This is a genomic window from Pseudomonas sp. FDAARGOS_380 (assembly GCF_002591235.1).
Lineage (GTDB): Bacteria > Pseudomonadota > Gammaproteobacteria > Pseudomonadales > Pseudomonadaceae > Aquipseudomonas > Aquipseudomonas salmasensis.
In genome coordinates, this window is sequence record NZ_CP023969.1 from 4,425,480 (window position 1) to 4,447,087 (window position 21,608).

The following is a 21,608-nucleotide window of genomic DNA, read 5'->3' on the forward strand; positions in this document are numbered from 1 at the left end:
TGGAGTTTTTTATGGTCGATCACTCTTTACCGCCGCGTCCGCCTCTTAGTACCGCCAGCCTGCTGGTCAGGCTGGCGTGTATTGGGGGCGTAGTGGCGGTGGTGGTAGGGGCATTTGCCTACGTCAATGGCACGCTCGACCCACAACGTCTGCGGCCAAAGACCTTGGTCAATGCCCTGGAAACCAATAACGGCGTGCATCCGGGCTTTCGCCGTAACCATGCCAAGGGCGTGTGCGTGGCGGGGTATTTCCAGAGCAGTACCGAGGCCCGTGCGTATTCCAGTGCGCAGGTGTTCAGCGAGGCCAAGACCCCGATCATTGGCCGCTTTGCCTTGCCCAGCGGCAACCCCTATGCGCCGGACAGCAGTGTGCCGATTCGCAGCTTTGCCGTGCAATTCAGCCAGGCCAACGGCCAGCAATGGCGTACAGGGATGAACAGCATGCCGGTGTTCCCGGTGGGCACGCCCGAGGCGTTCTACCAGTTGCTCAAGGCCGGCGCGCCAGACCCGGCCACGGGCAAGCCGAACCCCTCGAGCATGCCGGCGTTTTTTGCCGCACACCCCGAGACCGCGCCGTTCCTGGCCTGGGTCAAGACCGCCAAGCCATCGGCCAGTTACGCGACTGAAACCTATAACGGCATCAACGCGTTTTACCTGGTGGCTGCCGATGGTACGCGCCAGGCCGTGCGTTGGGAGGTGGTGCCCCAGAGCCAGGACGCGGCGGGTGATACCGCACCTGCGGGCAGTGACTTCTTGGAGCAGGATTTGGTACGACGCCTGGCTGCCGGGCCGTTGCGTTGGCAGTTGAACATGACCCTGGCCAACCCAGACGACCCATTGGATGACGCGAGCAAAACCTGGAACGGCGCACACAAGGTGCTCAACGCTGGCACCCTTGTGCTGCAAAGCAGCCAGCCCCAGGCAGACGGCGATTGCCGCGATATCAACTTTGACCCGCTGATTCTGCCCAGTGGTATCCAAGCCTCCAACGACCCCTTGCTGGCCGCACGTTCGGCCGCGTATGCCAGTTCGTACCTGCGCCGGGCCGGTGAAGTCAGCCCGTTGCACAGCGCCCCTCAGGAGTCGAAGCCATGAATGCTCAACCACGGTTTTTTGCGCCCCTGGCGCGCGTGCTGCACTGGCTGATGGCGTTGATGATCATCGCCATGCTGTTTATCGGTGCGGGCTTGGCGGCGTCAGTGTCGGAGCGTCATGAGTGGCTGATCCACCTGCACAAGCCGCTGGGCATTGCGATTCTGGCGCTGGTGATCGTGCGCCTGGCGGTACGTTTTTCGACGCGCCAGCCGCCGTTGCCAGCGGATTTGCCGGTGTGGCAAAGGCTGGCAGCCAAGGCTTCCCATGTGCTGTTGTACGCCTTGATGCTGGTGTTGCCGCTGCTGGGTTGGGCGATGATTTCAGCGGCCGGTGACCCTGTGATGCTCAGCAGTAACCTGCAACTGCCCGCGCTGGTGGGGGCGAATGCGCCGTTGTTTGCGTTGTTGCGCAAGGCTCACGGCTACCTGGCCTATCTGTTGTTTCTCACCGTGCTGGTGCATCTGGCGGCCGCGTTGTTCCACGGTTTGATTCGCCGCGATGGTGTCTTGCAAAGCATGACCGGCAGTAAAGATTGACCGCTTCTGGTGGCGAGCAAGCTCGCTCGCCACCAGCGCTCGCCTCAGGCGCTAGCGCAAACGCCCGACGATATCAGCGACGCTGCTCAAGACGTCCTTGCCCAACTGTTTGGAACGATCGCCTGACCAGCCAGTTCGCAGGTTGGGTGCGTCGTCGTTGTCCTTGAAGGGCATTTCCAGGGTCAGTGACAGGCAGTCGTACTTTTCGCCCACCGCGTTGCAGGCCAGGGTCATGTTGGCTTGGCCAGGCAGGTCGCGGGTGTAGCCGTGGGTGGTCTGGAAGTCTCGTGTCAGGTGGCTCAGGTGGCTGCGGAAGTGTTTTTCCAGGGCTTCGATGCGCGGCGTGTAGCCGGGGTTGCCTTCACAGCCGGCGGTGAATACGTAGGGGATTTCTTCATCGCCGTGGATGTCGAGGAACATATCCACGCCGTATTTTTCCATCTGTTGCTGGACGAACAGGACTTCGGGGCTGAGTTCCTGGCTGGCGCTTTGCCAGGCGCGGTTGAGGTCCTGGCCCATGGCGTTGGTGCGCAGGTGGCCATGGAAGGCGCCGTCCGGGTTCATGTTTGGAACCAGATACAGATCAGCGACGGCCAGCAGTTTTTTCAGTTCGTCGTCGCCGTCCTTTTGTAGGCGCTCAATCACGCCCTCCATAAACCATTCGGCCATGTGTTCGCCGGGGTGCTGCTGGGCGATGATCCACACCTTGCGCCGGCCTTCGATCCCTTTGCCACGGCGCAGCAGTTGGATATCGCGGCCTTCAGCGCTCTTGCCGGTGGCCAGCAGGGTGACCCCGGCGTACTTCAGAGCTTGCTCGATCAACCAGTCATGGCGTTCACGGCTGTAGGGTTCGAAGTAGGCAAACCAGACGTACTTTTGCCGGGTCTGGAGGGTGATGTGCAGGATCTCGCCATCAAAGCGCGTCGGTACCCGGAACCAGTTGATATGGTCGTAGGACGCCACGGCGTTGTAACCGCTCCAGGCATTTTTGTAAGACGAGCGCCCCGCGTTGCTCAAGCGAAAGGTGTGGGTGTGCCCCACGTGCATGCCTTCGGCCTTGAAGTGGAACCATTGGTAGTGATCGCTGCGGGTGTCGGGTTTGATTGCCAGCAACAACTGAAAAGCGTCGCTGGCATCCAGGACCTGGATGTTGCCGCTGTCGAAGTCGGTGCTGATCTTGATGGAGGTCAAGGCCACGGTCATAGTCTGGTTGCCTGAATATGAGTGATGTGGCGGCTATCTTACACAGGGGTTCGGTAAAACCTGGATGCAAAAATTGTTGCAGGGGAGGGGGCGTCATCCGTGACGCTGCGCAAGCTTAGGGTCTATGAGATTGATTCTCAAGCGCTAATTCGCAGAGATAGAGGCTAGAGCACTCGCGCGACTTTCTTTGAGCGATAGTCTTTTGCTACCATGCGCGCCATCAAGCAACACACAGTCTTCATTAGCCTGAAGCCACGCCAGGGAAACTGTCAAAAAAAAGACCCGGCCAAAGAGCCGGGTCAAAAACCGTGATTAGCCTGATGAGGAGATATTCCAAGAGTCCGACCTAAGGTCTCTTGGTCTATCGACTGATCTCGCGATCAGCTGAACCCAATAATAATCATTATCATTTGCAAGTCAAATGTTTTTATCCGTGGGATAGAAATATTTTTCTTTCGTGCCTGCTACGCGTTTGCCGCCGCCCCTGGCGCCTGCAACGACCGCTCCACCATCGCCTTCGCCATATCGATCAAATACACCACCGAAAACGCCAGGTCACGCTGGTTGCCCTGATGGCTGCACGCCGATTCGTAGGCGGTAGCCGCTGCACTGCGCAACAGGTCCGAGGCGTGTATCAGGGCTTCCTCCTGGCTCACTTCGGGTTTGATCGCGAACATGGCCCCGTCCGAGGCCGGCGTCGACCGATTTTCTTTCAAGTAGTAGTCCAGTGCGCGCTGGGCCGCGCTACTGGTGCACATGTCGTTTACTTCAGTCAGTTCGGATGTTTCGGGCGTTGGGTGCGTGCGGGTCGTCATAAGCGGCAGTACTCCGGTGGGTGTCGAAATCCTTGGGCTTGATGATAGTACGTATCGTATTCCTGTCGTTTTATGGATTACTACAAACTGTTTATTGCCCGCAAAAATGGGCGCCGTATTGTGATGCGCCATGGATAACTGGATAGCGTTGGTCAAAGCCAACATGAAAGACCGCAAGGTCACACAGGATGAACTGGCGCAGCGCCTGGGCATGTCCCAGGGCGGCATCGGCCATTGGCTCAATAAACGCCGTGTGCCGAGCCTGGCGGACATGAACCGCGTACTGGCCGAACTGGGGTTGGGGTATTTGGAGGTGGCGCTGGAGATTCGTGAGCGGGCCACGCAAGCGCCTGAACTGCAAGCGCACTACAACCCGTATTTCCGCTACCCGGTCAGCGACTGGAAGCAGGCCTGCGAGCTGCGTGAAGAGCGGGCACCTTATAGAACCGAGCGCTACGAATTGACCGATTACCACGCTCAAGGCGAGGCATTCTGGTTGCCGGTGACGGGAGACGCCATGACCGCGCCCACGGGCATGAGCATTGCGGCTGGCATGATGATCCTGGTTGACCCGGCCATACCGCCCGAGCCCGGCAAACTGGTGGTGGCCCAATGGGCCGGGAGCCCCCACGCCACCTTTCGCCAATTGCAGGAAGAGAGCGGCCAGCACTACCTGGTGCCGCTCAACCCCACTTACCCCAAGGTGTTGCTTACCGAGGGCTGTCGCCTCCTGGGTGTGGTGGTGCAGGCCACGGCGAAGTTCTAGCCGGCCGTTTCAAGCTCCACCAACGCGCTGCCTTCGGCCACCATTTCACCTTCCTGGCAGAACAGCGCCTTGACCACCCCGGCGTGGGGCGCACGGATGCTGTGTTCCATCTTCATGGCTTCGAGCACCACCAGTTGAGTACCAGCCTCAACGGTTTGACCCACTTCTACGAGCACCCGCACGATGCTGCCGTTCATGGGGGCAGTGAGGCCGCCCTGATGAGATTGATTAGCCTCGACCGCCGCAATCGGGTCGAACAGGCTGACGGCATGCATCTCACCGTCCCAACGCAGGTACAGGCTGCCTTCATTGCGCACCGCCAGATGGGCGCGGCGCACGCCCTGGTGTTCAGTCAGCAACTGTTCGCCGCATAACTGCGCTGAGTGGCCGGCCAGTGTCACCAGCCGATCCTGTCCATTGCAGCTCAGGTGCAGCGACACCTCGGCAGGCAAGCCCGCACGAAAGCCCTGATTGTTTGCCCAAGGCCCATCACCCACCGGCAAGCTCTGCATAAACGCCGCGCCCGCCGCCTGCCAGAACTCATCGCTCAAGGCCCCTGGCGTCGGCAACAGCTCATCCTGATAGCGCGGGATAAACCCGGTGTCCAACTCGGCCGCGGCAAACCCAGGGTGCCCGATGATGCGCCGCAAAAAGCCCAGGTTGGTCTTGAGCCCGCCGACCGCAAACTCATCCAGCATGCTCAATAAGCGCAGGCGTGCCTGTTCGCGGTCTTCGCCCCAGGCAATCAACTTGCCGAGCATCGGGTCGTAGAAGGGCGACACGCTGTCGCCTTGCTCGACGCCGCTGTCCACCCGGCGCCCAGCGCCAGGGCGGCACTCGCGGTACAGCGCCAGGTGCCCGGTGGCCGGCAGAAAGTCATTGGCCGGGTCTTCGGCATACAGCCGCACTTCAATCGCATGACCGTTCAACGCGACCTGCTCTTGCGTGATCGGCAGCGCCTCGCCCTGGGCCACCCGGATCTGCCAGGCCACCAGGTCGAGGCCGGTAATTGCTTCGGTCACCGGGTGCTCGACTTGCAGCCGCGTGTTCATCTCCATGAAGAAAAACTCGCCACGGGCATCCAGCAAAAACTCCACGGTACCTGCGCCCACATACCCGATGGCCTGGGCGGCGCGCACGGCTGCTTCGCCCATGGCCTTGCGCTGCTCCACACTCAAGCCGGGCGCCGGGGCTTCTTCCACGACCTTTTGATGGCGCCGCTGGATCGAGCAGTCGCGTTCATTGAGGTACAGGCAATGGCCATGCTGGTCGGCAAACACCTGGATCTCCACATGCCGCGGCTTGAGCAGGTATTTCTCCACCAGCATCTGCCCGTTGCCGAACGATGACAACGCCTCACGCTGGGCGGAAGCCAGGGCTTCGGCCAATTGGCTGACATCCTCGACCACCTTCATGCCCTTGCCACCGCCGCCCGCCGTGGCCTTGAGCAGCACCGGGTAGCCGATACGTTCACAGGCGGCGCGGAAGGTCTCCAGGTCTTGGGCCTCGCCGTGATAACCCGGCACAAGGGGTACGCCAGCCGTTTCCATCAGCGCCTTGGCCGCGGATTTGCTGCCCATGGCGTCGATGGCCGAGGCGGGCGGGCCGAGGAAGATCAGGCCTGCCGCCTCGATGGCCCGGGCAAAGCCGGCGTTTTCTGAAAGGAAGCCGTAGCCAGGGTGAATCGCCTGGGCGCCGCTGGCGTGTGCGGCGGCAATCAGTTTGTCGATTTGCAGGTAACTGTCGGTGGCTTTGCTGCCGCCCAGGTCGACGCGGATATCGGCTTCACGGCTATGGCGGGCATCGCGGTCGATGGCGCTGTGCACAGCCACGGTGGTCAACCCCATGGCCTTGGCGGTGCGCATGACCCGGCAGGCGATCTCGCCACGGTTGGCCACCAGAATGGTGGTAAGTGTGCTCATGAACGCGGCTCCTGGTCTTGCCAACTTGGCGCACGCTTTTGCAGAAACGCGCGCAAACCTTCCTGGCCCTCGGCGCTCACCCGAATGCGCGCAATGGCGTTTTCGCAATAGCGGCGCAGCGCGGGGGTGAGGGCACCGTTGCCCACTTCACGCAATAAATCCTTACTGGCACGCATGGCCGCCGGGCTGTTTTGCAGCAGGTTGGCGACCCACTGGTCCACCTGTTGATCCAGGCTCTCGGCGGGATAACTTTCCGCCAGCAAGCCGATCTCCCGTGCACGCTGGCCGCCGAACCGCTCGGCCGTCAGTGCATAGCGACGGGCAGCGCGTTCGCCGATGGCCTGCACCACGAACGGGCTGATCACCGCCGGTGCCAGGCCGATACGCACTTCCGACAGGCAGAACTGCGCATCGTCGGCGCCAATGGCCATGTCACAGCAACTGATCAGGCCCAGCGCGCCACCGTAGGCGGCGCCTTGCACCACCGCCAGCGTGGGGATTTTCAGCTTGGACAGGTTGTACATCAACTCCGCCAGTTCGCGGGCGTCGTCCAGGTTGGTGTGGTAGTCCAGCTCGGCCGACTGCTGCATCCAGGCCAGGTCGGCGCCGGCGCTGAAGTGCTTGCCACGCCCGCGCAGCACCAGGAAACGCAGGGACGGGTCGCCTTGTACGCGGTCAAGGGCCAGGATCAGCTCGCGGATCATCTGGGCGTTGAACGCGTTGTTCTTGGCTTCACGGCTGAGCCACAGCGTGGCAAAGCCACGGCGGTCGGTGATCAGTTCGAGGGTGTTGAAGTCGCTCATGCAAGGAGCTCCATGATAATGAGAGGCCTCCTGTAGGAGCGAGCTTGCTCGCGAAGATCGTCAACGATAACGCGGGGCTTCAGAATGACCGCGTTGCCCTGAGGTTCTTCGCGAGCAAGCTCGCTCCTACAGGTTACATGCGGAACACGCCAAAGCGGCTCGGCTCGATGGGGGCGTTCAGTGCGGCAGACAAGGCCAGGGCCAGCACGTCGCGGGTCTGCAGCGGGTCGATCACGCCGTCATCCCACAAGCGCGCGCTGGAGTAGTAGGGGTGGCCCTGAGTTTCATACTGGTCGAGGATCGGCTGCTTGATCGCGGCTTCCTCCTCGGCACTGAAATCGTTGCCGGCGCGCTCAGCCTGTTCGCGCTTGACCTGCACCAGTACCCCGGCGGCCTGTTCGGCCCCCATCACGCCAATGCGTGCGTTGGGCCACATCCACAAAAAGCGCGGGTCGTAGGCGCGGCCACACATCCCATAGTTACCCGCGCCAAAGCTGCCGCCGATGATCACGGTGAATTTCGGCACCTTGGCGCACGCCACGGCGGTCACCAGCTTGGCGCCATGCTTGGCAATGCCGCCGGCTTCGTACTTCTGGCCGACCATAAAACCGGTGATGTTTTGCAGGAACAGCAGGGGAATCCCGCGTTGGCAGGCCAGTTCGATAAAGTGCGCGCCTTTTTGCGCGGCTTCGGCGAAGAGGATGCCGTTGTTGGCCAGGATCGCAATCGGGTAGCCATGCAAATGCGCAAAGCCACACACCAAGGTGGTACCGAACAAGGCCTTGAATTCATCGAACACCGAGCCGTCCACCAGCCGTGCGATGACTTCGCGCACATCAAAGGGCTGTTTGGCATCCGCCGGGATCACACCGTATAGCTCTTCGCTGCTGTACAACGGCGCCACCGGCGGGCGTTGCAGCAGCTCACCTTGCTTGCGCCAATTGAGGTTGGCCACGCTGCGCCGCGCCAGGGCCAGGGCGTGTTCATCGCTGTCGGCATAGTGGTCGGCCACGCCGGAGACCTTGCAATGCACATCGGCACCGCCCAGGTCTTCGGCGCTCACCACTTCACCGGTGGCGGCCTTCACCAGCGGCGGACCGGCGAGGAAGATGGTGGCTTGCTGGCGCACCATGATCGCTTCGTCGGCCATGGCCGGCACGTAGGCGCCGCCGGCGGTGCACGAACCCATCACCACGGCAATCTGGGGAATGCCCTGGGCGCTCATGTTGGCCTGGTTGAAGAAGATCCGCCCGAAGTGCTCGCGGTCAGGGAACACCTCGTCCTGGCGCGGCAGGTTGGCGCCGCCGGAGTCCACCAGGTAGATACACGGCAGACGGTTCTGCTCGGCGATGGTCTGGGCGCGCAGGTGTTTTTTAACGGTCAGCGGGTAATAGGAGCCGCCTTTGACCGTGGCATCGTTGGCCACGATCATGCATTCGACGCCTTCCACCCGGCCGATGCCGGCAATCACTCCGGCCGCCGGGACGTCTTCGCCATACACCTGGTGGGCGGCCAGTTGGCTCAGCTCCAGAAACGGCGAGCCCGGGTCGAGCAGACGGTTGATGCGCTCGCGGGGCAACAGCTTGCCGCGCGAGGTGTGGCGCTCCTGGGCCTTGGCGCCGCCACCTTGGTGGACGTGGGCGAGCAGGCTGTGCAGGGCGTCGACCTGTTCAAGCATCGCCGCGCGGTTCGCGGCGAACTCCGCCGAGCGCGGGTTGAGCTGGGTGTGCAGGGTGGCCATGGGCGCGCTCCTTCAGCGGGTTTCGTTGAACAGTTCGCGACCGATCAACATCCGCCGAATCTCACTGGTGCCCGCACCAATTTCGTAGAGCTTGGCGTCACGCAGCAGGCGCCCGGCGGGGAATTCGTTGATATAGCCATTGCCGCCCAGAATCTGGATCGCATCCAGGGCCATTTGCGTGGCGCGCTCGGCGCTGTAAAGGATCACGCCCGCAGCGTCCTTGCGCGTGGTCTCGCCACGCTCGCACGCCTGTGCCACCGCGTAGAGGTAGGCACGGCTGGCGTTGAGTTGGGTGTACATGTCGGCGACCTTGCCCTGGATCAGCTGGAACTCGCCGATGCTTTGGCCGAACTGCTTGCGGTCGTGGATGTAGGGCACGATCAAGTCCATGCATGCCTGCATGATCCCGGTAGGGCCACCGGAGAGCACCACGCGTTCGTAATCCAGGCCGCTCATCAACACTTTCACGCCGCCATTGAGTACGCCGAGGATGTTTTCTTCGGGTACCTCGACATCGTCGAAAAACAGCTCGCAGGTGTTGGAGCCGCGCATGCCCAGCTTGTCGAATTTGTTGCTGCGGCTGAAGCCTTTCCAGTCGCGTTCGACGATGAAGGCGGTGATGCCGTGGGGGCCTTTTTCCAGGTCGGTCTTGGCGTAGATCACGTAGGTATTGGCGTCCGGGCCGTTGGTGATCCAGGTCTTGCTGCCATTGAGCACGTAATGGTCGCCGCGCTTGTCGGCGCGCAGTTTCATCGAGACCACGTCGGAGCCGGCATTCGGCTCGCTCATGGCCAGGGCGCCGATGTGCTCGCCGCTGATCAGCTTGGGCAGGTACTTGAGTTTTTGTGCGTGGTTGCCGTTGCGGTTGATCTGGTTGACGCACAGGTTGGAGTGCGCCCCGTACGACAACGCCACCGAAGCCGAGCCACGGCTGATTTCTTCCATGCTCACCACATGGGCCAGGTAACCCAGGCCGGCACCGCCGTACTCCTCGGGCACGGTGATGCCCAGCAGGCCCATGTCGCCGAACTTGCGCCACAGGTCGGCGGGGAACAGGTTGTCGATGTCGATCTGGGCCGCGCGCGGTGCGATCTCCTTGGCCACGAAGGACTGCACCTGGTCGCGCAGCATGTCGATGGTCTCACCGAGGGCGAAGTTCAGGGACGGGTAACTCATGGACAGGCACCTTAATGTGAGCTTTGTTGTTGTGTGGGCGGGGCGCGGGAGGAGGGCGCTCACCTTTACGTTAACGTAAGCTTGCGTTACGGCGCTGTCAATCGTAGTTTACGTATACGTCAACCTACAAAAAAGATAACAGGGGTCGTTATGGATCAACCGCACCCGAGCTACAGCCGTGGCTCCCAGGATAAGACCTTGCTGGCCATGACCATTGGCCAGGCATTCGATCACACCGTCGCGCAGTTTCCACAGGGCGAAGCCTTGGTGGTGCTCCACCAGCAGCGGCGCTACACCTGGCGACAGCTGGCCGAGACGGTTGAGCTACACGCCCGCGCGTTCCTCGCCCTGGGCATGCAAACCGGCGACCGCCTGGGTATCTGGGCGCCTAACTGTGCCGAGTGGTTGATCTGCCAGGTGGCGAGCGCCAAGCTCGGGGTGATCCTGGTCAATATCAACCCGGCGTATCGCAGCAGCGAGTTGGATTACGTGCTCAAGCAGTCCGGCTGCCAATGGCTGGTATGCGCCGGTTCGTTCAAGAGCTCCGATTACCACGCCATGCTCCAGGCGCTGAAGCCAGAGCTGCGCGGCCTCATCAGCCTCGACCCCAGCCCGCCGCCGGAATTCATGTCCTGGTCGCAGTTGGCGGCCCTTGGTGCAGGCGTGTCGCCCGAGCAACTGCACAGCCGCCAGGCCAGCCTGCATTTCGATCAACCTGTGAATATCCAGTACACCTCCGGCACCACCGGCTTCCCCAAGGGCGCCACCCTCAGTCATCACAACATCCTCAATAACGGTTACATGGTCGGTGAAAGCCTGGGCCTGACGGCAGGGGACCGCCTGGTGATCCCTGTGCCGCTGTATCACTGCTTCGGCATGGTCATGGGCAACCTCGGTTGCATCACCCATGGCACTACCATGATCTACCCCAATGACGGTTTCGACCCGCTGCTGACGCTAAGCGCCGTCGCCGACGAAAAAGCCACCGGCTTATACGGCGTGCCGACCATGTTCATCGCGCTGCTCGATCACCCTCGCCGGGCCGAGTTCGACCTGTCCAGCCTGCGCACCGGCATCATGGCTGGGGCGACGTGCCCGATCGAGGTGATGCGTCGGGTCATTCATGAGCTGCACATGGGTGAAGTGCAGATCGCCTACGGCATGACCGAAACCAGCCCGGTGTCGCTGCAGACCGGCGCGGATGACGATATAGAACGGCGTGTCACCACCGTGGGCCGCACCCAACCGCAACTGGAAACCAAGATTGTCGACGAGGTTGGTAACACCGTGGCGCGCGGCATGATCGGTGAGCTGTGCACCCGGGGTTACAGTGTGATGCTCGGTTACTGGAACAACCCTGAGGGCACCCGTGAAGCCATCGACGACGCCGGCTGGATGCATACTGGTGATCTGGCGACCATGGATGATCAGGGTTATGTGTGCATTGCCGGGCGTAACAAAGACATGATCATTCGCGGGGGCGAGAACGTTTACCCGCGTGAGCTGGAGGAGTTTTTCTTTACTCATCCGGCGGTGGCGGACGTGCAGATCATCGGTGTTCCAGATGAGCGTTACGGCGAAGAGATCGTTGCCTGGATCAAGTTCCATCCCGGGCAGGTGGCCAACGAGCTGGAGCTATTGAGCTGGTGCAAGGACCGTATCGCCCATTTCAAGACGCCCAGGCATTTCAAATTCGTGGATGAGTTTCCGATGACGGTAACGGGCAAGATCCAGAAATTTCGCATGCGGGAGATCAGCATAAAGGAATTGGCGTCTACTCGCGGCTGAGGGAGGGTTTAATCTCGGTGTGGGGTATGTGGATACCGCTGTTTGATGGAGCAATGATCGGATATTGATTGTTTGTTCTGTCAAATGGAATTCGGTAAATGAGCGATCTTGATCAACGCGATAGCAGTCAGTCGGGGGCGGCGCAGAGTGTGCACGCGAATGTCATACTGGATCGGGTGCCATCGTGGTATGACGGCGCTACTGCCAAGCACAAAAAGGCGTTCGCTGAAACACAGTTAGTCGTGCCGCAGTGGTATACAAATTTATCGCCGCAGAGAAAGTTGGTCGTGACGACGGCCTATACGCGTAGTTTTAGAGCACTGAACAAGCTGGATGCGAAGTTCAGTAAAATGCAAGGTGCTGTGACGTTCTGCGAGCCTCTTCTAGTGGCGGCAATGAAAGAGGAATTTGGTGAGGATTATGATGTCAGGCGGCTGTTTTTTGCGCGCAAGGTATTTGTGCCTGCCGATCGCTCAAAAGTTTTTGGTCTGGAGGCCACTGGATATTGCCGCTATGAAGGCGTCAGTTTAATCGAGGCCGCGTTAAATAACTTCGCGACCGAAGAGACGCTTGAAGTGGCTGACAAGGATGCCAGTATCATCACACGGTATGATTTTCACGAGCGGACTCTTGCATTTAATGAGGCCGAGGTCGTCGCTCGTAAAACGTCGATAAAACCCTCCTTGTTTGCAAGTCTGTGCAGAACATTGGATTTAGGCGCGCAATACTTGAGGCATGTTGAGTCGTTTGTCAGCCCCGCCGATACACCCAACTTAGCTGCGGGTACCTCGGCAAGAGCCCTTCGTCACCTGATGATTGGCGCGACCATCCAGCAGTTGACGTTCGCCGCTGAAGTGGCGCTTGAGCGCCGGCACATCAAGAAAGAGGCCTACCAACTGATACAACAGTTGGTGTGGCATCAGAAGGAATTGCTGTGGCTGGGAAAAACAGTCAGTTGTTCATGTTTGAACGTGTTGGGGCAGCCGTTGGCGAAAATTATTGTTATCGGTCATTTGAATATTTACCCCGTGCACGGTCAGTTTGTGTACAAGCGCGAGCCCTGTTTAGTATTCATTCCGGGAGATCCTGTTTGCATGCTAAAGGAGTACGACGGCTTAAATGACTTCAAAGTCGATTTGGTGGAGCGATTATGCCAAGCGGATTACCGGCTCTTTTTCAGTCAGTTCGTTCCGCACGCGAGCCAGTCACAATTTTTTACCAAACTCAAGCGGCACCTTGACCCGACTGAACAATTTTCTGAACTTGAAAATTTTGATGCCAAAAAAAAAGACATAAAAACATTCACCACTGGCTACGGGCTGCGTCTTTCGTTGTTGTGGCAAGACTATGCTCGGCAAAACGTCGATCTCATGCTCGATAACGCCCAGGCGATCGCCGTTTCCACCGATGCGGCAGAGGTACGTGCGCGTAACGCGTGGCTGCTTAAGTTAGGCAGCACAGCTTTGAATGTCTTGAACGTGGCAGTCCTTGTCTTTCCAGAACTGGCGCCCGTCATGTTGCTGGTTGGCGCAGTGCAAATGCTGCATGAGGTCGGCTCAGGTATAGAGGCGTGGGAAGAGGGGGATAAAAAAGCCGCATGGGCCCACGTTTCAGCCATCGTCTTCAATGCGGCAACCACGTATGTGGGCGCCAAGTTGTTACCGCTTGTCAAGACAGCATTTGTCGAGAGCCTGGCCCACGTGCGTTGCCCTGACGGCAATATCCGTCTGTATTCTCCTGACCTCAAACCCTACCAGCGACAGGTCACACTGCCCGATGGGCTCTCGGCCAATGAGCATGGCTTATATGAACATGAAGACGGCTTATACCTGCGGGAAAACCATACGTATTACCGGGTGGAGAGGGTAGGGACCAGCAATGACTATAAAATCCTGCACCCTGACAACGCGGCAGCTTACACCCCAAAGGTAAGCCGTACGAGCGCTGGCGCTTGGGCCCATGAGCATGAAAACCCGCTGACATTGACCGACTCGCAGTTGATGCAGCGGCTTGGCCCGACAGCAGAGCGTTTTGCAAATGAACCACTCAAGCTTGAACGCATTGTGCAAATGTCTGAAACCAATATGGACGCTCTGCGCAAAATGCATGCAGATCAGTCACCACTGCCTGCCCTCCTGGCCGATACCTTGAAGCGATTGGAAATGGACAGTGCAGTGGCGCAGGAACCCAACACGGTCAGCGCCTCACAGAGGGCGGCGCACCTGTCTGAGCTTTTCGCTCAACGCTATGCCGCTGCCCAGAGCGCCGGCAGCGAGGCCGCAAGGTTGATCAAGCGTGTGTTTCCCTCGCTTCCCCAGGCCGTTATTGAAGAACTGTTGAACGCTGCCAACTCCGCAGAAATGAAGAGTCTCACCGAACACAATCGCGTGCCGTTGCGCCTGGCGGAAGAGGCTCGCCATTATCAACAGCACGTGCGTTTGGCGCGGGCTTACGAAGGGCTGTACCGCAAGACCCTGGGTAATGACGATACACAACGCATGGTGCTGCACAGCCTGAGTAAGCTGCCTGGTTGGCCCAGCGACCTGCGCATCGATATCGTCGAGCGGCTGCCCGTAGGGGAGCGTCTGCTGGATTCATTGGGACCTGCGCATGCGGCCGTCAAGCGTCGCTTTATCAAGTTTGGCTCCCAGAATCTTTATGAAGTCCAAGACGATAAGTTTGCGATATTGAGTTCGCAGGCGGATATCTATGGCGCTGTCCAGTCAGCGGTTTCGCCCGAAGATTGGAGGGCGATGAAATTGACCGCTCATGATCGTGGCGCGAGCCTGAAACAGGCGCTGGAGCACATGTCGCTGATGCCGCGCGATGAACTGCGCAGGCTGTTAGGGATGCAGCCTGTCAAACCACGCTACAAACCGCCAATGCGTCTTGCCGATGGGCGCATGGGTTACCCGTTGAGTCCGGTCGTTGGCGCGGGGCGTCGGCCTTATGCGTGTGAAAGGGCTGCGATAGATCTTTATCCGTCACAGTCCATTGAGGAGGTGGAGCAAATGTTGGGGTTGCAAGGCGTCGGCGATATTGCGTTCCTGGCAAAAATGGAAGCACTCAATCGCGAGTTTACGCAACTCAAGACCGACTTGGACGCTTGGCGCGACGCAGGAGAGCAGCAACAACGCAGGGCCCGAGGCCGGGTCGCCAATATACTCAAAGACGCATGGCAGCGTAGGTCATCGCAACAAGCCCAGGCTTCCGAGCAGGAGGGGATGAAATACATCCTGCGCTTGGCCGATGAGCAAATTGGTGAGTTACCTCCGATTACGGCGAACATGGATCATGTGGACTGTCTTGATTTATCGAGAATGTATCTTTCGGACGCATCCTTGCCCTTTTTGAATGGGTTTGGCGGTTTGCGCTGGTTGGATATCAGCTACAGCCACTTCACGCGTTTGCCGGAGTTCGCCAATGGTGGCGCGGGTCTGACCACGCTCAATTTGAGCGGCAATGACATACGGCTGACGGCGCAAAGCCAGGCACGCCTCCAGGGCATGCGGAGTTTGACCACACTGAATCTCTCCCACAACCGTCATTTGGGATGGGCCGCCGACCTGAGCAACATGCATGATTTGAACCGGCTCAATCTGGCGAATACCGGAACGACAACGTTCCCCAGAGGCGTCGAACATCTGAATAACTTGGCCTGGATCGATCTGCATACAAACGCGATGACTGAATTGCCTCAGTACGCCCTCGATCATCCAGGTCGGATCAGTGTGCATGATAATCCTATATCGCAAGAGCGCTTTACCGATGACCACGTCACCCTCGTCGAGGGGCGCAGGTTATGGCTGCACGATTCTCCCGCAGACATGCAAACCAGTCGCGGCGATATGTGGGACCAGCTCAGCTCCAGTCCTCAGGCAGAGGCGTTTTTCGCTGTGGTGGCGGACACGACACGTTGTGCAGAGTACATATCCGGGGCCACTCGACCGCAGTTGGCCGAGCGCGTCTGGGACATGATTAAAGCGGTCTATGAGAATCAAAAGACTCGTGACGTATTGTTTAAGTCCGCTGATGGCCGCGCTACCTGTGGTGACGGAAGCGTACTTGAGTTCATGAAGCTGGAAACTGATCTGTTAGTGGAACAATCGCGTGAGAGGGTTGGGGAGCATGAGGTAGAAGCGACCTTTATCAGCACTGGCGAGCGGCTTTTTCGCCTGAGGTTGGTGGATGTCATCGCTCAGCTTGATGTCGAGGCGCGAGGGCCCGACTTTACGGAGGAGACCGAAGTTGTTCTTGCGTATCGCACCGGCTTGGCACAGCGGCTGAATTTGCCGATCAAAACCTTCGAAATGCTCTATCGCCAAACCGCGGGTGTGAGCTCAGAGACGCTTGATGCTGCTTATCTGAAAGTGCTTGAGGACGAAAAAAACATGAGCGAAAAGAGTCGTTTTTTTGTAGACATGGCATTTTGGAGGAAGCAGCTTCGCACCCAATACACCCAGGAACTCAACGCCCTGACGGCCACCGATTTTGAGTTGATAACTGAAACGCGAGAAGCGTTGGAAGAGGTGACTGAACTGCAAAAAAGCCAGGGTCGCCCTGTAGATCAAGATGCAAAGCGGGTGTGGCAGCGGGACTACGACGAAGCGATTGACAGCGTTGCTAAGCTGCTGGGTAAGAACCGGGATGAGATTCTGACCGACGGTTCCATGACCGATGCTTTTTATAATCAGCAAATGAGACAACTGGGGGCGCAGCGACAAGCCAAAGAGACAGCGGCGATGCTGGCCCTGACGGTCACAGTGCTTAACAATTTCTCAGCGAAGAAGGTGGCATCCGCGTAAGTCAAAAAGTGCGAGCAGCACAAAGGGGACCCGAAGGTCCCCTTTAATTTGTCGTTGCGTGCTCTTTTCTTATTATTGAGGGGCGGCCTGTTGTTGTTTTTGGTAGCCGTGGCCCGTACCGCTTTTTTTGGCGACCCCCATCCGGGGTCAAGAGCAAACGTATTTTTTTGAACGCTGACCTGCTTCTTCGTAAACGATCCAACCAGTGGGTAGCTACCTTAAGTAGTTTTATTTTTCTCTATCCGGTTGCGGGTTGCGGCATGCCGTACCCTGGGAAGCATATCTTCTCCAAAAAAATCTGTTAGCTGCGTCTCTGCCGTGTTGTTTTTGTTATGTCAGAGTCGTTTCGTCTTATTTTTATTAGGTTTGGCGCTTTTTATTCTTGTTATGCCATAGAGATAGCAGAAGGCGTGCCAACTTTTTAAAAGCCTTTGAAATCAATGGTTTGGTTTTTTGGTCGGCATTTTCGTTCAGTCGGTGCGGCCGATTTTGTTCCCGCGTTACCCGTTATGCCGGGGGGCGGTAACACATTGTCACAGCTGTGCTACTCACCCGGCGTTACGCACCTTCGCCACGCGGGACCCGGTTGGTCGTCCCAGCACCTGGCTGATCTGTTGGCCGGCGCCAATCAGGCGTTCCAGGTCGATACCCGTGTCGATACCCAGGCCGTTGAGCAGGTACAGCACGTCCTCGGTGGCGACGTTACCGCTGGCGCCTTTGGCGTAAGGGCAGCCGCCCAGGCCGGCGATAGAGCTGTCGAACACCGTGATGCCCTCCAGCAGGCTGGCATAGATGTTGGCGATGGCCTGCCCGTAGGTGTCGTGGAAATGCCCGGCCAGCTTGTCCCGTGGCACATGCGCGCCGACCACTTCGAACAGGCGCCGGGTAGCGCCCGCCGTGCCGGTACCGATAGTGTCGCCCAGGGACACTTCATAGCAGCCCATGGCATACAACTCGCGGGCGACCGCCGCTACTTGCTCCGGGGCGATCTCGCCTTCATAGGGGCAACCCAGCACACAGGACACGTAACCGCGTACGCTCACGCCGTGCTGCTTGGCCGAGGCCATGATCGGCGCGAAGCGCTCCAGGCTTTCGCTGATGGAGCAATTGATATTGCGCTGGGAAAACGCCTCGGAGGCCGCCGCAAACACCGCAACTTCCTTGACCCCGGCCGCCAGCGCATCCTCGAAGCCGCGCAGGTTCGGCGCCAGGGCGCCATAGGTCACACCGGGCTTGCGCTGGATCTGTGCAAAGACCTCGGCGGAGCCGGCCATTTGCGGCACCCACTTGGGTGAGACAAAACTGCCGACTTCGATGTAGCTCAAACCGGCGGCGCTCAAGGCGTCTACCAGTTGGACCTTATCCGCCACGCTGATGGGCTGGGCTTCGTTCTGCAAACCGTCGCGCGGGCCGACTTCAACCAGGCGTACGTGGGAGGGGAGAGACATGGCAGTTACCTTCTGATCAATGGCCGGCTTGGCTGATGGTCTGCGCCAGGGCCTGGGTGCAACGCTCTTCAGCGGTGTCCAGTTCCAGCTTCATCTGTTCGATATCCAGCAGTTGCTGTTCCAACTGTTCACGGCGTTCGGCGATCTTGGCCAGCATGCTGTTGAGTTGGATCTGGTTACCACCGGTGGGGTCGTAGAGTTCGATCAACTCGCGGCATTCGGCCAGGGAGAAGCCGATACGCTTGCCACGCAGGATCAGCTTGAGGCTGACCTTGTCGCGCCCCGAGTAAATGCGCTCCTGGCCCCGACGCTCCGGGGCCAGCAGGCCTTGTTCTTCATAGAACCGAATGGCGCGGGTAGTGATGTCGAGCTCGCGGGCGAGGTCGGAGATGCTGTAGGTGGTACTCATGGCAGTGCTCAAGAAAGTCTTGGCGCTAAGCTAATTGCAGGTTGACGTAAACGTCAAGGGCCGCTGCGCAGCCATCGGCAGCAAGCCTTCTCCCACAGACATAGGTATCCACACAACTTTTGGGCTGTAGCAGCACACGGTAACCACGATGCGAAGCGAGCCGCTCTTGATCTTGCTCTTGATCTGCTTTTGATCTTAAGCGTCCCGTTAAACCACGCTGGCCGGAATTCGACAGGGATTTGGGGGGTAAACCGGCAGGGATGCCGGTTTAGCCGCCCCGCGCCATGGATGGCGCGTGGCGGCGGCCCCCCAAATCACTGGCGGATTACGGGCACACCGAGCCTAAGCGAGGTGCCGAGTGGTGGGGCAAGAGCGTTTTGCTTACTTTTGCGCTGTTCAAAAGTGAGCCGCCGTCAGGGCGGAACCCTAGGTGGCCGTTACCGCAGCAATGGATATGTACACGGTCCAACGGTGTTGACTGTCAGGCCGTCTTCGCAGGCAAGCCAGCTCCCACATTTGGACTGCGGCGCGTCAGGTAGATAGGCGTCGGCTGGCAGGCCGTCATCGCAGGCAAGCCAGCTCCCACATTTGGATCACGGTGCGTCAGTTAGATCAGCGTCGGCTGTCAGGCCGTCACGGGAGCAAGCTCCCTCGCCACAGGTTCGGCGTCACACCGAAGTTGTGTAGATACCTATGCGCTCACAGGGGTAGCCCTTCAACTTCAAGCCTGTTGTTTATCCAACTTCTTTTCCTGGGCCGTCACCTGCTGGCACAACTCGATCATCTGTTCACGCATCCAGCGGTTCGCCGGGTCCTGGTCGGTGCTTTCGTGCCAGTACAAATGGGTTTCCACCGGCGGTACATTGTTGACCGGCAGATGGAACCAGTGCAGTTCATGGCGGCGGGCGAAACGCTCGGGCACGGTCATCACCATGTCGGTCTGTTGCAGCACCTGGGAGGCCATCAGGTAATGCTGGGAACGCAGGGCGATCTTGCGCTGGATGCCCATCTTGCCCAGGGCCAGGTCCACATAACCCAAACCGTTGCGACGGCTGGAGATATGAATGTGGGTCAGTGACAGGTAATCATCCAGCGTGAATTTGTCCTTGCCCGCCATCGGGTGGCCCTTGCGCATGGCACACACGTAGCGGTCTTCCATCAGCTTGACGTGGCGCACCTGCGGGTCGGTGTTGAGCGGCGCATCCACGGCAAAATCCAGGCGCCCGGCCGCGAGTTCCTTGGTGGTTTCGCGGCGTTTGGACAGGAAGCTCTCGATCACCACCGTCGGCGCCAGCCGACGCAGGCGCTGGAACAGCAGCGGCAGGATCACCGCCTCGGTCAGGTCGGTCATGCTGATGCGGTAGGTCTTGGCCGCCTGCTGTGGGTTGAAGATGCGGCTTTCCTGCACCGACACGCGCAGCAACGACAACGCATTGCGCACCGGGCCGATGATGTTCTGTGCCATGGGCGTGGGCACCATGCCTTGGGCGGTGCGCACGAACAGCGGGTCGTTGAAGGTCTCGCGCAACCGTGCCAGGGCGTTGGACACCGCCGGCTGGGTGATACCGACGATCTGCCCGGCGCGGGTCAGGTTGGCTTCGGTGTAGATCGCATCAAAGACGATGAAGAGGTTGAGATCGACCTTGCTCAGATTCATTTCGTTGCGCTCTTATTGTGGGGTGCCCATGCGCCGATCATATATCGGTGATGAATGTTAATACACGCCGAGAATAGGCTAGGTAAATTATCAGCGCTGTTCTAGCATCGAATGCATGACCTAAACAACCTCTCAGAGAAGGGAGCTGCTCATGGATTTCGCCTATTCGCCCAAGGTTCAGGAACTGCGTGAACGCGTCACTGCGTTCATGGACGCTTATGTCTACCCGGCCGAACCGGTATTTGAACGCCAAGTCAGCGAAGGTGATCGCTGGCAGCCCACGGCAATCATGGAAGAACTCAAGGCCAAGGCGAAGGCCGAGGGCTTGTGGAACCTGTTCCTGCCGGAATCCGAACTGGGCGCCGGCCTGAGCAACCTTGAATACGCACCCTTGGCGGAAATCATGGGCCGCTCGTTGCTGGGCCCGGAGCCGTTCAACTGCTCCGCCCCGGACACCGGCAATATGGAAGTGCTGGTGCGCTACGCCAACGAAGAACAGAAGCAGCGCTGGCTCGAACCCCTGCTGCGCGGCGAGATTCGCTCGGCCTTTGCCATGACCGAACCGGATGTGGCGTCCTCGGACGCCACCAACATGGCGGCCCGCGCCGAACGCCAGGGCGACGAGTGGGTGATCAACGGCAAGAAGTGGTGGACCTCCGGCGCCTGCGACCCGCGCTGCAAGATCCTGATCTTCATGGGCCTGAGCAACCCCGATGCGCCGCGTCACCAGCAGCACTCGATGATCCTGGTGCCGGTCGATACCCCAGGCGTGAAAATCCTGCGGCCGCTGCCGGTATTCGGCTACGACGATGCGCCCCATGGCCATGCCGAAGTGCTGTTCGACAATGTGCGTGTGCCGTATGAAAACGTGTTGTTGGGCGAAGGCCGTGGCTTCGAGATCGCCCAGGGCCGCCTTGGCCCAGGCCGTATCCACCACTGCATGCGTTCGATCGGCATGGCCGAGCGGGCATTGGAATTGATGTGCAAACGCTCGGTCAGCCGTACCGCGTTCGGCAAGCCCTTGGCACGGTTGGGCGGCAATATCGACAAGATCGCCGACTCGCGCATGGAAATTGACATGGCCCGCCTGTTGACCTTGAAGGCGGCGTACATGATGGACACCGTGGGTAACAAAGTGGCGAAAAGCGAAATCGCCCAGATCAAGGTGGTGGCGCCGAATGTGGCCTTGAAGGTCATCGACCGCGCGATCCAGATGCACGGCGGTGCCGGGGTCTCCAACGATTTCCCGCTGGCCTATATGTACGCCATGCAACGTACCTTGCGCCTGGCCGACGGCCCGGACGAAGTGCACCGCGCGGCGATTGGCAAGTTTGAGATTGGCAAATATGTGCCGCGGGAATTGATGCGCGGTGGGCAGTAACACTGATGATCGTTCCCACGCTCTGCGTGGGAACGCCTCCCGTGACGCTCTGCGTCACCCTTTC

Annotated in this window: 15 protein-coding genes; 6 read left to right on the plus strand and 9 right to left on the minus strand. The window is 59.4% G+C overall.

From position 1 onward, the window contains the following. Nucleotides 1-11: 11 nt before the first annotated feature. Together CRN80_RS20890 and CRN80_RS20895 are read left to right on the plus strand one after the other, a co-directional pair. A complete protein-coding gene (locus CRN80_RS20890) occupies nt 12-1,094 on the plus strand; it encodes a catalase family peroxidase (RefSeq protein WP_032896568.1) in 1,083 nt (360 codons plus the stop codon). Further along, complete coding sequence (locus CRN80_RS20895) at nt 1,091-1,630, plus strand: cytochrome b (protein ID WP_032896571.1); 540 nt, start codon at nt 1,091-1,093, stop codon at nt 1,628-1,630. Before CRN80_RS20890 ends, CRN80_RS20895 begins: the two co-directional genes overlap by 4 nt. Before the next feature lie 51 nt (nt 1,631-1,681). Here the strand turns inward: CRN80_RS20895 and CRN80_RS20900 are convergent, their stop codons facing one another. After that, nucleotides 1,682-2,833: a M14-type cytosolic carboxypeptidase gene (locus CRN80_RS20900; RefSeq protein ID WP_098950954.1), complete on the minus strand. Its 1,152-nt coding sequence runs from the start codon at nt 2,831-2,833 to the stop codon at nt 1,682-1,684. Between the two features lie 464 nt (nt 2,834-3,297). Further along, nucleotides 3,298-3,591, minus strand: a complete 294-nt coding sequence (locus CRN80_RS20905) for a DUF6124 family protein (RefSeq protein WP_098950955.1) — start codon at nt 3,589-3,591, stop codon at nt 3,298-3,300. Between the two features lie 187 nt (nt 3,592-3,778). Between CRN80_RS20905 and CRN80_RS20910 the strand changes: the two genes are divergently transcribed. Then, a complete protein-coding gene (locus CRN80_RS20910; RefSeq protein WP_098950956.1) occupies nt 3,779-4,414 on the plus strand; it encodes a LexA family transcriptional regulator in 636 nt (211 codons plus the stop codon). Here CRN80_RS20910 and CRN80_RS20915 read toward each other — a convergent pair. From CRN80_RS20915 to CRN80_RS20935, 4 genes are all read right to left on the minus strand, one after another. Beyond that, nucleotides 4,411-6,336 carry an acetyl/propionyl/methylcrotonyl-CoA carboxylase subunit alpha gene (locus tag CRN80_RS20915; RefSeq protein ID WP_098950957.1) on the minus strand — a complete coding sequence of 642 codons (1,926 nt, stop codon included), beginning with the start codon at nt 6,334-6,336 and terminating at the stop codon, nt 4,411-4,413. The genes CRN80_RS20910 and CRN80_RS20915 overlap by 4 nt on opposite strands. Beyond that, nucleotides 6,333-7,139: a gamma-carboxygeranoyl-CoA hydratase gene (locus CRN80_RS20920; protein WP_032896576.1), complete on the minus strand. Its 807-nt coding sequence runs from the start codon at nt 7,137-7,139 to the stop codon at nt 6,333-6,335. The genes CRN80_RS20915 and CRN80_RS20920 overlap by 4 nt, the downstream gene beginning before the upstream one ends. 133 nt (nt 7,140-7,272) lie before the next feature. Next, nucleotides 7,273-8,880, minus strand: coding sequence for a carboxyl transferase domain-containing protein (locus CRN80_RS20930; protein WP_098950958.1), 1,608 nt, complete (start codon nt 8,878-8,880; stop codon nt 7,273-7,275). A gap of 12 nt (nt 8,881-8,892) precedes the next feature. Next, nucleotides 8,893-10,056, minus strand: coding sequence for an isovaleryl-CoA dehydrogenase (locus tag CRN80_RS20935; protein WP_032896578.1), 1,164 nt, complete (start codon nt 10,054-10,056; stop codon nt 8,893-8,895). Between the two features lie 150 nt (nt 10,057-10,206). On the opposite strand from CRN80_RS20935, the gene CRN80_RS20940 reads away from it, so the two are divergent. Both CRN80_RS20940 and CRN80_RS20945 read left to right on the plus strand, forming a co-directional pair. Continuing rightward, the gene (locus CRN80_RS20940) at nt 10,207-11,844 is read left to right on the plus strand and encodes an AMP-binding protein (protein WP_098950959.1); all 1,638 of its coding nucleotides are present in this window, start codon (nt 10,207-10,209) and stop codon (nt 11,842-11,844) included. Between the two features lie 98 nt (nt 11,845-11,942). Beyond that, nucleotides 11,943-16,649 carry an NEL-type E3 ubiquitin ligase domain-containing protein gene (locus CRN80_RS20945; protein ID WP_256588523.1) on the plus strand — a complete coding sequence of 1,569 codons (4,707 nt, stop codon included), beginning with the start codon at nt 11,943-11,945 and terminating at the stop codon, nt 16,647-16,649. Between the two features lie 548 nt (nt 16,650-17,197). On the opposite strand, the gene CRN80_RS20950 is transcribed toward CRN80_RS20945, so the two are convergent. The 3 genes from CRN80_RS20950 to CRN80_RS20965 form a co-directional block, all read right to left on the minus strand. Then, complete coding sequence (locus tag CRN80_RS20950) at nt 17,198-18,097, minus strand: hydroxymethylglutaryl-CoA lyase (RefSeq protein ID WP_044274655.1); 900 nt, start codon at nt 18,095-18,097, stop codon at nt 17,198-17,200. Between the two features lie 16 nt (nt 18,098-18,113). Beyond that, a complete protein-coding gene (locus tag CRN80_RS20955) occupies nt 18,114-18,506 on the minus strand; it encodes a MerR family DNA-binding transcriptional regulator (protein WP_032896584.1) in 393 nt (130 codons plus the stop codon). Between the two features lie 721 nt (nt 18,507-19,227). Continuing rightward, nucleotides 19,228-20,163, minus strand: a complete 936-nt coding sequence (locus CRN80_RS20965) for a LysR family transcriptional regulator (protein ID WP_032896586.1) — start codon at nt 20,161-20,163, stop codon at nt 19,228-19,230. A gap of 151 nt (nt 20,164-20,314) precedes the next feature. Here CRN80_RS20965 and CRN80_RS20970 point away from each other — a divergent pair, with 151 nt between their 5' ends. Further along, nucleotides 20,315-21,544, plus strand: coding sequence for an acyl-CoA dehydrogenase (locus CRN80_RS20970; RefSeq protein ID WP_032896588.1), 1,230 nt, complete (start codon nt 20,315-20,317; stop codon nt 21,542-21,544). Nucleotides 21,545-21,608 lie beyond the last annotated feature (64 nt).

Coding starts and splice junctions, on each gene's coding strand:
- CRN80_RS20915 (WP_098950957.1), bottom strand. CDS start 6,336: ATGAGCACACTTACCACCATTCTGGTGGCCAACCGTGGCGAGATCGCC.
- CRN80_RS20965 (WP_032896586.1), bottom strand. CDS start 20,163: ATGAATCTGAGCAAGGTCGATCTCAACCTCTTCATCGTCTTTGATGCG.
- CRN80_RS20955 (WP_032896584.1), bottom strand. CDS start 18,506: ATGAGTACCACCTACAGCATCTCCGACCTCGCCCGCGAGCTCGACATC.
- CRN80_RS20900 (WP_098950954.1), bottom strand. CDS start 2,833: ATGACCGTGGCCTTGACCTCCATCAAGATCAGCACCGACTTCGACAGC.
- CRN80_RS20910 (WP_098950956.1), top strand. CDS start 3,779: ATGGATAACTGGATAGCGTTGGTCAAAGCCAACATGAAAGACCGCAAG.
- CRN80_RS20890 (WP_032896568.1), top strand. CDS start 12: ATGGTCGATCACTCTTTACCGCCGCGTCCGCCTCTTAGTACCGCCAGC.
- CRN80_RS20940 (WP_098950959.1), top strand. CDS start 10,207: ATGGATCAACCGCACCCGAGCTACAGCCGTGGCTCCCAGGATAAGACC.
- CRN80_RS20950 (WP_044274655.1), bottom strand. CDS start 18,097: ATGTCTCTCCCCTCCCACGTACGCCTGGTTGAAGTCGGCCCGCGCGAC.
- CRN80_RS20905 (WP_098950955.1), bottom strand. CDS start 3,591: ATGTGCACCAGTAGCGCGGCCCAGCGCGCACTGGACTACTACTTGAAA.
- CRN80_RS20895 (WP_032896571.1), top strand. CDS start 1,091: ATGAATGCTCAACCACGGTTTTTTGCGCCCCTGGCGCGCGTGCTGCAC.
- CRN80_RS20930 (WP_098950958.1), bottom strand. CDS start 8,880: ATGGCCACCCTGCACACCCAGCTCAACCCGCGCTCGGCGGAGTTCGCC.
- CRN80_RS20970 (WP_032896588.1), top strand. CDS start 20,315: ATGGATTTCGCCTATTCGCCCAAGGTTCAGGAACTGCGTGAACGCGTC.
- CRN80_RS20920 (WP_032896576.1), bottom strand. CDS start 7,139: ATGAGCGACTTCAACACCCTCGAACTGATCACCGACCGCCGTGGCTTT.
- CRN80_RS20945 (WP_256588523.1), top strand. CDS start 11,943: ATGAGCGATCTTGATCAACGCGATAGCAGTCAGTCGGGGGCGGCGCAG.
- CRN80_RS20935 (WP_032896578.1), bottom strand. CDS start 10,056: ATGAGTTACCCGTCCCTGAACTTCGCCCTCGGTGAGACCATCGACATG.